The organism is Thermocrinis sp. (assembly GCF_036781485.1).
In the GTDB taxonomy this organism is placed as follows: Bacteria; Aquificota; Aquificia; order Aquificales; family Aquificaceae; genus Thermocrinis.
The window spans coordinates 55,150-64,734 of record NZ_DAIQAX010000007.1; the positions used below are offsets into that span (position 1 = coordinate 55,150).

Below are 9,585 nucleotides of genomic sequence, written 5' to 3' on the forward strand. Positions count from 1 at the left end.
TGCTATGTTTCAGGTGCCCGAGCTAACGCCAGAAGAGGCAAAAAAGCTTTTGGAAGAAGAAAAAGAAAACGTCCTGCTACTGGATGTGAGAACACCCCCTGAGCACATCCAAATAAGAATACCCAACTCCATACTCATACCCCTTGATGAGTTAAGGTTTGCATACTCAAGCTTACCAAAGGACAAAAAGATCATAGTCTATTGCAGAAGCGGTGAAAGAAGCGCCTTTGCTACCTATCTGCTTAGACACCTTGGATATGAAGCGTACAACTTAGCAGGTGGTATTCTTATGTGGAATTACGAAAAGGAATCGGGCATACCATCGTAAATCTGACAGGTGTTCCCCTCACAAACCACCAGACCTCTAACAGGCTTTCTGATCACCACTTTGAAAGGTCTAAAAGCTTTCAGCATAGGCTCAAAAAATTCACTTGTCTCTACTTTGTATATACCTCTTAGGTATGCATAAAGGCTTATCAGGTATGAGGCAGATATGCTGGGTATTTCTTCTACTTGTCTGACAAAGGCCTGTAGGTTCTTTTCTGCAAACTCTAAAAGCTCAGTTCTGTCCGTTATGCTACCAAGGGTTAAAAGCAAATAGGGAGCGGAGCCATTAACCGATTGGGTGGGTGTGTCTGAAATACTTTTCAGCCTAAGGCTCAAAAGGCCGCTTCCTTGCTCTTTTGTATCAAAGAATCCCCAGTTTTGTTGATCCCAAAACTTATCTATGGCTTTAAGGGTAAGTTCTAAGGAAACCTCCAGCCATCTGGGCTCCTGCGTAATTTCAAAAAGGGCTAAGAGCCCCCTTGCCAAAAAGATGTAATCCTCAGAAAAACCCTCTACTCCCTGCGCATGCTCTAAGTCTTTGCCGTTATATAGTTCTCTTAGGATCCTCTCCGCAGTTTTTACAGAGAAGTCTTTGCTCCAGCTGTCTCCGAAAACTTTGTAGTAATAAGCCATAGCCTCCAACATCAGCCCGTTCCAACTGGTGTAGATCGTTTTGTCTATAAAAGGCTTTTCTCTGTGCTCTTCTCTGTATTTCAAAAGCTTTAACTTAGCACGTTCAAGCAAGGACTTTACTCTCTCTATGGGCATGGACAAAGTCTTTGCGATCTCCTCTTCCTCCATGGCTACGAACAAGACGTTCTTTTCCCCAACGTCAAAGTGGAGTTTTGCGACCTTTAGCTCATCTTCCGAGAGTATGCTTTGAAGCTCTTTTAGGGAAAAGGTGTAGTATCCGCCTTCGTCCAAAAGGCCTATGTCTGCATCCTGGGATGCGTAGAAGCCTCCTTCTGGATCGGTTGCTTCCTTTTTGTAATAATCAACTATGCCCTTTGCGGTACGCTTGTAAAGCTCCTTTGGTAGGATCTGATAGGCTATAGAGTAAAGTTGTAAAAGCTCTGCGTTGTCGTAGAGCATTTTCTCAAAGTGGGGCACAATCCACCTTTGATCGGTTGAATACCTAAAAAAGCCACCTAAAAGGTGGTCGTAAACTCCCCCCTTTGCCATGGCGTCCAAGGAAAGCTCAACTATCTTCAAAAGCTGTTCATTCTTTGTAAAGAAATACCTGTATAGCAAAAGTTCCCAAGCCTTTGCATGGTGAAACTTCGGTGCATCTCCAAGCCCACCATATTGGTAGTCTACAGATAGAAGTATGGAACTTATACCCTTTTCCAAGAGTTCTTCTCTGATTATTCCTTTGTAAGATTTCTGGTTTTGCATTGCCATAAGCTGGTATATTTGTTTCCCTGCATTTATAAGTCTTTCTTTATCCTCCTGCCAAAGCTGGGCGATCCTTAAAAGCAAGTTCTTAAATCCCGGTCTGCCCCATCGGTCCTCTGGTGGAAAGTAAGTTCCACCAAAGAACGCCTCTCCCTCTGGTGTTAGAAATACAGTAAGGGGCCAGCCACCAGAACCAGTTAGAGCAAAAACAACCTCCTGATACCTTCTGTCTATGTCTGGCCTTTCATCCCTATCCACCTTTATCGCAACAAAGTTTTCGTTTATTATCTTTGCGATTTCTTGGTTTTCAAAGCACTCGTGGGCCATTACATGACACCAATGACACCAAACGCCTCCAATGGAAAGCAGTATGGGTTTGTTCTCTTGCTTTGCCCTCTTAAAAGCTTCCTCTGACCATTCATACCAATCCACAGGCTGATTGGCTGACTTTCTTAGGTATGGACTTCTTGCATTCTTTAATCTGTTCATATTTTTAATATCCGTCCAAGAGCTTAGTTTTCTATGAGAAAACTCAGAGGCTGTTTGGGAAAACTCTTGAGTATATGACCTGCAAATGCTGGAGAAAGCTCCAAGGGTTTATAGCCTTCCTTATCTCTTCTGGAGTTAAAAGCTCACTGACCCTTTGGTCCTGCATCAAACTAACCTCAAAAGGTATTTTTTCGTTCCAGCTTCTCATAGCACACCTTTGAACCATCTCATAGGCTTGGTCCCTTGGCAAGCCTTTTTCCATAAGCTTTACCAAAATCTTTGAAGATGCGTAAAGTCCAAAGGAAAGGTTCATATTTTCCTTCATTCTTTCTCTGTCTATTACCAAACCTTCAAGGATCTCAAGGAATAGATTAAGTATGTAGTCTAAAGCAGTTGTGGCATCTGGTAAGATTATCCTTTCGGCCGAAGAGTGGGATATGTCCCTTTCGTGCCAAAGGGCTACGTTTTCAAGGGATGTTATAAGATAGCTCCTTATGAGCCGGGCAAGTCCGCAGATCCTCTCTGCATGAATTGGATTTTTCTTGTGAGGCATGGCCGATGATCCCCTTTGCCCTTCTTTAAAAGGCTCCTGAAGTTCTCCTACTTCCGTGCGTTGAAGATGCCTTATCTCAGTAGCAAATCTTTCCAAGGAGGTTGCGGTTTGTGAGATGGCCCACATTACCTCCGCATGTCTGTCCCTTGGCACAATTTGGGTAGAAACTGGTTCCACCTTTAGTCCAAGCTCTTCTAATGCTAACCTCTCCACCTCTGGGTCCAAATTAGAGTAAGTTCCCACCGCACCGGAAAGCTTTCCGTAAGAGATGTTTTCCAAAGCCCTCAGGATCCTTTCTTTGTTTCTTTTCATCTCTTCATACCAGCTTAGAAACTTCAGTCCAAGGGTCATGGGTTCTGCATGAACTCCATGAGTCCTGCCCATCATAATAGTATCCCTTTCCCTCAGTGCAAGTTGCTTGAGCTTTTCAAGGATCTTATCCACACTCTTAAGGATGAGATTTAGGGCTTCTTTTATCTGCAGAGCCAAAGCGGTATCCACCACATCAGAAGATGTAAGCCCCATGTGAAAGTAGTGGGAGTATTCCGGTATCTGTTCCGATATTGCGGAAACAAAGGCAAGCACATCATGCTTGTATATCTTTTCGTAGTAATTTATCCTCTCAAGTGTCTTTTCATCCACCTTTGTGCGCTTTTCTATGTCGATCAGAGCGGTCAAAGGTATTTTCCCCTTTTTGTGCCATGCTCTGCAAACTGCCAACTCCACCTTTAACCACAGCTGAAACTTTTTTAAGTCTGACCAAAGTTCTTTAAATTCTTTTCGGGTGTATCTTTCAATCATAACTATTCCTTAAAAAGGATTATCTTTTCGTTTGGTTTCTGAAGTTGCATCCTTTCTCTTGCCAACTTTTCAAGATAAAGATCTTTGTCCTCTTCCAAAAGTTTTAGCTCTTCTTCAATTAAAGCATTTTCTTTTTTTACGTTCTGTAGCTTAAGATTTATCTCGTTTATCTTCTTTTTCATCTTTATAATTTCAAAAATACTATAACTTCCAAAAAATAGGTTATATACTGTGAAAAAAAGCACGGCGATAAAAAATACAAAAGGGAGGCTATTTGGACTTAAACCTCCAAAATTCCCTTTTGCCCTCAAACCTTGACGCATGGCCTAGTTCCTCCTCTATACGCAAAAGTTCGTTATACTTTGCTACTCTATCTGTCCTTGATGCAGAACCGGTTTTTATCTGTCCAGCGTTTGTCCCCACTGCCAAGTGGGATATAAAAGTATCCTCCGTTTCTCCAGAGCGGTGGGATATTATGCAGTTGTATCCGTGCTCTTTGGCAAAGGCTATTGTGTCTATGGTTTCCGATAGGGTTCCAATTTGGTTAAGCTTTATCAGTATTGCGTTGGCTATACCTTTTTGAAAACCCTCCTTTAGAATGTTTATGTTTGTGGTAAAAAGATCATCTCCCACAAGCTGAACTTTGTCCCCAAGAGCTTTTGTTATCATCTGCCAACCCTCCCAGTCATTTTCTGCCATGGGATCTTCCATAGATATTATCGGAAACCTCTCCAAAAGCTTAACGTAAAACTCCACAAGTTCATCTGACCTTAGCTTTTTGCCCTCTATGTGATACATATCATCCTCGTAGTAAAACTCCGAAGATGCACAATCCAAAGCTAACAGCACATCTTCTCCAGGTGTGTATCCTGCCTTTTCTATGGCACTTACTAAGAACTCTAAAGCCTTTTCGGTATTTTCAAGGTTTGGAGCAAAGCCACCTTCGTCTCCTACATTGGTAGAGTAGCCCTTTTCTTTTAGAAGCTTTTTGAGAGTGTGGAAAACTTCCACGCCAGCCCTTAGAGCTTCCGAAAAGCTCTTGCCACAAACAGGCACTATCATAAACTCCTGAATGTCCAGAGGATTGTCCGCATGCACCCCTCCGTTTATTACGTTCATCAAAGGCACCGGCAACTTATTGGCAAAGATACCTCCTATGTACTTGTAAAGAGGAATTTGAAGATGATTTGCCATAGCCCTTGCTACGGCAAGGCTAACACCGAGTATGGCGTTTGCTCCAAGCTTACTTTTGTTAGGCGTGCCGTCCAGCTCTATAAGTATATGATCTATCTCCTTTTGATTCTCTGCAAGCAAACCTTTTAATTCCTTTGCTATTATTGAATTTACATTATCCACCGCTTTTAGCACACCTTTGCCTAAGTATCTTTTGGGGTCGTGGTCTCTCAGCTCCAAGGCTTCCCTTTCTCCGGTGGATGCACCACTTGGCACTATAGCCCTTCCCAAAGCACCAGAGGACAGTCTGACCTCAACCTCTACCGTAGGATTTCCCCTTGAGTCTAATACTTCCCTCGCCTTTATCTCTTCTATCCTCACCATGGCTTTATAATTTTACCATTAATATGCAACTTCCTAACCTTTACGCCATCACCGATTCTACAAAGTACGGAAAAGATTTTGAGCAAACCCTTAGAAAGGTGTTGCAAAAGGGCGTTAGGATGGTCCAGCTAAGAGAAAAAAATAAGTCTGGCAGAGACTACTACCAGCTTGCCTTAAGGGTTAGGCAAATAACAAGGGAGTTTTCCGCTGTGCTTTTGATAAACGACCGAGTGGATATAGCTCTCGCAGTTTTGGCAGACGGTGTGCATCTGCCCACGAACGGCTTACCTCCAAGCGTGGTAAAGAGAATAGCCCCTGAGCTAATAGTTGGATACTCAGCCCACAGTTTGGAAGAGGCTTTATATGCCCAAAAGGAGGGAGCAGATTTTATAACGCTGAGCCCTATATTCCAAACCTCTTCCCATCCAGAAACAAAGCCCTTAGGCCTTTCTTACCTAAGAGAAGTAGCTTCAAAGGTTAGCATACCTGTGTACGCTTTGGGTGGTATTACCTGGGAGAAGATAAAGCTGTGCTACAAGAACGGAGCTTACGGGGTGGCGGGAATAACGCTGTTTTTATAGAGGCTCAAGGAAAGTGCAGTATATAGTTTTTAGCTTTCCGTTGAAATCTACCGTAGCTTTTTCTCCTTCTAACTTTACTATCCTTCCCTTCCCAAAAACTCTGTGGATCACATCCTGACCAACTTTTAGCTTTATACCACCAGCAAGCTCTGGCAAGGTGGGAACCTCTTTTTTGAACGCTGACAGGTCAAGAAGCCTTTTGTCTATGTCCGAAAGGAATCTGCTTGGCTTGTTGTTGTCTGTTTTTGTATAACTCATAAACAGCAGATCCTTAGCGCGGGTTATAGCCACGTAGAAGAGGCGCCTCTCTTCTTCTAACTCTCTAATATCACTTAAGCTTTTTTCGTGAGGTAGTATTCCTTCCTCAAGTCTTGGCAGAAAAACCACATCAAACTCAAGACCCTTGCTGGCATGGATAGTCATAATCTTTACTCCAGCCCTTTCCTCCTCGCTTCCTCCTACAAGGCTTATCTCCTCAAGCACTTCTTGTACGGTAGCTCCCTCTTTTTCTTTTTCCTTTAGGTATCTTAAAAGCTCCTTTACGTTTTCTTCCCTTTCCCACCAGTTTTTTGGATATCGTTCTTTGAGCCTTTCAAAAAATTCTATTTCTTGTAAAAACCCTTCTAAGCTTTCGGCATATTTGGTTAGATCTATCTTTTTGAGTTTTAGCAAAAACTGGTATAGAACATGAGCCTTTGAGGATGGGAGACTTTTTAGCGAAAGTTCGCAAGCTTTTAGCCAACTTTGGCTGTAAAACTTCTCTATGTGGTTCAAAGTGGCTTTGCCAATGCCATGCGTTGTAATTTCCAAAGCCCTCTCAAAGCTTAGCCTATCCTGCCCGTTTACCAAAACCTTCAGAAAGCTAAGGGCGTCCTTTATCTCTGCCCTTTCAAAAAACTTAACCTCTCCTACTACCTTGTAAGGAATGCCCGCACTAAAAAGGGTCCTCTCATAAACATCCGTCAGATAGCCTACCCTTAAGAGTATAGCCATCTGAGAAAAAGAATAAGATCTGCTAAGTTCCTTTATCTTTTCCGCTATCCACCTCGCCTCCTCCTGTTCCTTTGAAAACCTTCTAACCACAGGTTTTTCTTCTCCGCCGCGCACCGAAATCAGACGGGGGATAAGGTCCTTCCACTCCGCTTGGGATGCTAAAAGTACGCAGTTAGCAACCTCTATGATGTATCTTTTGGAGCGGTAGTTGTATTCCAGCTTTATAATCTCTGGATTAAAGTCGTGCATAAATCTTAGCATGTTTTCAGGTCTTGCGTACCTCCATTCGTAAATACACTGGTTTGGATCTCCCACCACGCACACGTTTTCCCTTGCTATATTCTTTAGAATCTCATATTGAACTGTATTCGTGTCCTGAAACTCATCCACTAATACATAATCAAACATCTCCTTTAAGTTTGTGACCTTGCACAACCTTAGAAATTCCCAAAGTAGGTCTGAAAAGTCCAAAAGGTTGTTGCTTCTGAGATAGCTTATGTATTCTTCAAAAAGTGGTTCCAAGTATGGATCTATATTGGAGATTAAGTCTTCCCTTCTGTGGGACATATAAGCTTTTAGAGTGTCTAAGACCTTTAGGTCTAAGCCTTTGCTTTTTAGTAAGTTTTTCATAATACTCTCGCTGTCTTGTCTGTCAATAACCGAAAAGTTTCTTGGAATGTTTATGAGCCTGCCTTTTTCTTTTAACATTTTTAAAGCCACGGAGTGAAAAGTGCCAACCCATTCAATCCTTACAGAACAGACCTTTTCTATTCTCTGAGCAATCTCCTTTGCTGCTTTGTTGGTAAAGGTTATAACAAGTATCCTCTTTTGGTCTAAATGCTTCTCTTTTAGCAAAAACTCTACCTTGTGGGCTAAGGTTTTTGTCTTTCCAGAACCAGCGCCAGCTATTACCATAAGAGGGGAGCCAAAATGCTTAACCACCCTTTCTTGAGACAGATTTAGCCTATCCATTTGCCAAGCTCAAAGCTGATAAAGTTTAAACAAACAAAGCGGTTTTGTTTATTAATTCTGCTATACTTCCCTGCTAACAACTCTGCTGAATAATTATAAGCCACATAAACCTACGGCGGACATGCGGATAATTCTCGTGTGGATAATTGCTCTATACAGTGTTATACTAAAAGGTAATGTTTGTTAGCCTCCAGTTTAGGCTGGAATTTGAAAGTAGGAAAGATGTGGAATAGGCAAGCAATAAGGTTAGTTTCCTCTGACTTTGGGGAGTGCTACTTTGGAATACCGGGTCAATCTTTGGACAAAGCCACGGATGAAGAAAGATCTTAGTAATTTACTCTTTGAGAGCAAGTACGCCTCCGCTGATGAATTAAAAGACTATCTGGTTAATTACATTCTTGAGATGATTTTAATTGAGTTAGAATCTCTTCCAAAGGACCAGTGGGATAAGGTTTTAAAAACTTGGGAAAAGATTTTGATTTTCTCATACAGTATGCTTAAAAAACCAATACAGGAAAGGGAAAAGCTTTACGAAAAGTTTAGATTTGACGTAATGATGAAAACTATAGTAGAAAATCTGATAGAAGCCTTTAAGCATGCCTTCTATTTTGGTCTTCTAAAAGAAGGAGACCATCCTAAAAAACTTTTAAATATAGCCTTGGAGCATGTGATTTTTGTGAATAAAAAGGATCTTTCTTCTGAATGTATAGAATGGATTAAGGATAAATTATAAAAAGACAAAGAAAGCCTTTTCTCAAGGTAGCCCTCTTCTTCCCTGTTCTTTGGAAGGCCTTGCTAAGAAAGGAGATGACCTTCTCTTTAAGACCTTCATAGAGGTCCAGTATGTTTAGCTCCGATGCACTCATAAGGTTATTTTAGAAAGAGGGCAGGAGCCCCCAAAATTAATCCAGCTCTATCCTCATCTGCAACAGAATTTCATCTGTCTTGCTTCTTGGCTCCAGCTCCTCCCCCAAGGCTATCCTGCAGGAGTGCAAAAAGTTAGTCCTGCCATCCCTTCTTTCATACCTTCTTAAAAGCTTATGCACAAAAACTCTTGCAAAACTCATATTCTCCAGTATGGGCGTCATGTAGAGCTTGAGAGCTACCACAAGGATAGGCTCGTCTGAGTGGCTTTGAAGTCTGTAAGCCCTTGCCAGCCAAGGCAGAAATTTTGCTTCAGAAAAGAAAGTGCCGTATTTGCAACTTACAAATTTCTCAGGCCCATCACAACCATTCAAAGACACAAGCTCTATGCCTTCATCAATCGTCTCCTCATCGGGCAAAACTCTGGGAACGCTCCTTGGATAGAAAAGCACCTTTCTTGAGGCTGCCTCAGCGGCGTGATAGAAAATGTCCGCAAAGAGGGAAAATACTCCACTGGTGGTAATAAACCTGTAGAGCTGTACCACTTCATCGTCGTAAATTCTCGTGATTGCCACCAATCTTGCCACAGCCTCTCCAAAGACTCCCTCCACAAGCTCACTGCCCGCATTCTCCCTCAGCACCTCAGCCTTCTTCCTCTCTTCTGCCTTGCGCAGATATTCCTCCGCCCCCATTCCGGTCAAAGCTGGAAAAATCCTGTCCCACGTTGGCTTTATAACCAGCTCCCTACCCTCTAAAAACCTAAAAACCTCTTCTGCTATGTCTAAATACGCCCTTATGACAGGCTCCCTTTCCTCATCCCTGAGCCTGTCAATGTATTCAAGGAAATCCTCTCCTTGAGAGTAGAGGCTTAGCACCTCTTGGTCAAAGTGGGACACAAATCCCACAAACTTCTCCACTAAGGGAGCCCACAAGTCTAACATGGTTAAGCCCTTCATACTTTCAACTCCACACGGTTCATTAGGAAATATAACCAAGTTTTTTGCGGATTTCTGACAAAAACGCCTTTCAGCTCCACACGGTTCATTAGGAACA

Annotated in this window: 9 protein-coding genes; 3 read left to right on the top strand and 6 right to left on the bottom strand. The window is 42.4% G+C overall.

The window, feature by feature from the left end; genetic code table 11:
* The first annotated feature begins 4 nt into the window (after positions 1-4).
* A complete protein-coding gene (locus tag V7P40_RS05360; protein ID WP_345786305.1) occupies positions 5-328 on the top strand; it encodes a rhodanese-like domain-containing protein in 324 nt (107 codons plus the stop codon).
* Here the strand turns inward: V7P40_RS05360 and V7P40_RS05365 are convergent.
* Genes V7P40_RS05365 through eno form a run of 4 tightly spaced genes read right to left on the bottom strand, consistent with a single transcriptional unit; the run spans position 298 to position 5,122 of the window.
* The gene (locus tag V7P40_RS05365) at positions 298-2,211 is read right to left on the bottom strand and encodes a thioredoxin domain-containing protein (protein WP_333784948.1); all 1,914 of its coding nucleotides are present in this window, start codon (positions 2,209-2,211) and stop codon (positions 298-300) included. The two genes, V7P40_RS05360 and V7P40_RS05365, sit on opposite strands and share 31 nt — an antisense overlap.
* A gap of 43 nt (positions 2,212-2,254) precedes the next feature.
* Positions 2,255-3,565, bottom strand: coding sequence for an adenylosuccinate lyase (purB, locus tag V7P40_RS05370; RefSeq protein ID WP_333784949.1), 1,311 nt, complete (start codon positions 3,563-3,565; stop codon positions 2,255-2,257).
* Between the two features lie 2 nt (positions 3,566-3,567).
* Complete coding sequence (locus tag V7P40_RS05375; RefSeq protein WP_333784950.1) at positions 3,568-3,888, bottom strand: septum formation initiator family protein; 321 nt, start codon at positions 3,886-3,888, stop codon at positions 3,568-3,570.
* On the bottom strand, positions 3,836-5,122 hold the full coding sequence (gene eno, locus V7P40_RS05380) for a phosphopyruvate hydratase (protein ID WP_333784951.1): 1,287 nt from the start codon (positions 5,120-5,122) through the stop codon (positions 3,836-3,838). The genes V7P40_RS05375 and eno overlap by 53 nt, the downstream gene beginning before the upstream one ends.
* A gap of 23 nt (positions 5,123-5,145) precedes the next feature.
* Between eno and thiE the strand changes: the two genes are divergently transcribed.
* Positions 5,146-5,703: a thiamine phosphate synthase gene (gene thiE / locus V7P40_RS05385; protein WP_333784952.1), complete on the top strand. Its 558-nt coding sequence runs from the start codon at positions 5,146-5,148 to the stop codon at positions 5,701-5,703.
* On the opposite strand, the gene V7P40_RS05390 is transcribed toward thiE, so the two are convergent.
* A complete protein-coding gene (locus V7P40_RS05390; RefSeq protein ID WP_333784953.1) occupies positions 5,698-7,668 on the bottom strand; it encodes an ATP-dependent helicase in 1,971 nt (656 codons plus the stop codon). The two genes, thiE and V7P40_RS05390, sit on opposite strands and share 6 nt — an antisense overlap.
* A 313-nt stretch (positions 7,669-7,981) precedes the next feature.
* On the opposite strand from V7P40_RS05390, the gene V7P40_RS05395 reads away from it, so the two are divergent.
* Positions 7,982-8,401, top strand: a complete 420-nt coding sequence (locus tag V7P40_RS05395) for a hypothetical protein (protein WP_333784954.1) — start codon at positions 7,982-7,984, stop codon at positions 8,399-8,401.
* A gap of 169 nt (positions 8,402-8,570) precedes the next feature.
* On the opposite strand, the gene V7P40_RS05400 is transcribed toward V7P40_RS05395, so the two are convergent.
* Positions 8,571-9,473: a hypothetical protein gene (locus V7P40_RS05400; RefSeq protein ID WP_333784955.1), complete on the bottom strand. Its 903-nt coding sequence runs from the start codon at positions 9,471-9,473 to the stop codon at positions 8,571-8,573.
* Positions 9,474-9,585 lie beyond the last annotated feature (112 nt).

Bases quoted from the DNA above. Each gene is read 5' to 3' on its own strand.
- V7P40_RS05390 (WP_333784953.1), bottom strand. From the start codon at position 7,668: ATGGATAGGCTAAATCTGTCTCAAGAAAGGGTGGTTAAGCATTTTGGC.
- eno (WP_333784951.1), bottom strand. From the start codon at position 5,122: ATGGTGAGGATAGAAGAGATAAAGGCGAGGGAAGTATTAGACTCAAGG.
- V7P40_RS05375 (WP_333784950.1), bottom strand. From the start codon at position 3,888: ATGCGTCAAGGTTTGAGGGCAAAAGGGAATTTTGGAGGTTTAAGTCCA.
- V7P40_RS05395 (WP_333784954.1), top strand. From the start codon at position 7,982: ATGAAGAAAGATCTTAGTAATTTACTCTTTGAGAGCAAGTACGCCTCC.
- V7P40_RS05400 (WP_333784955.1), bottom strand. From the start codon at position 9,473: ATGTTAGACTTGTGGGCTCCCTTAGTGGAGAAGTTTGTGGGATTTGTG.
- V7P40_RS05360 (WP_345786305.1), top strand. From the start codon at position 5: ATGTTTCAGGTGCCCGAGCTAACGCCAGAAGAGGCAAAAAAGCTTTTG.
- V7P40_RS05365 (WP_333784948.1), bottom strand. From the start codon at position 2,211: ATGAACAGATTAAAGAATGCAAGAAGTCCATACCTAAGAAAGTCAGCC.
- purB (WP_333784949.1), bottom strand. From the start codon at position 3,565: ATGATTGAAAGATACACCCGAAAAGAATTTAAAGAACTTTGGTCAGAC.
- thiE (WP_333784952.1), top strand. From the start codon at position 5,146: ATGCAACTTCCTAACCTTTACGCCATCACCGATTCTACAAAGTACGGA.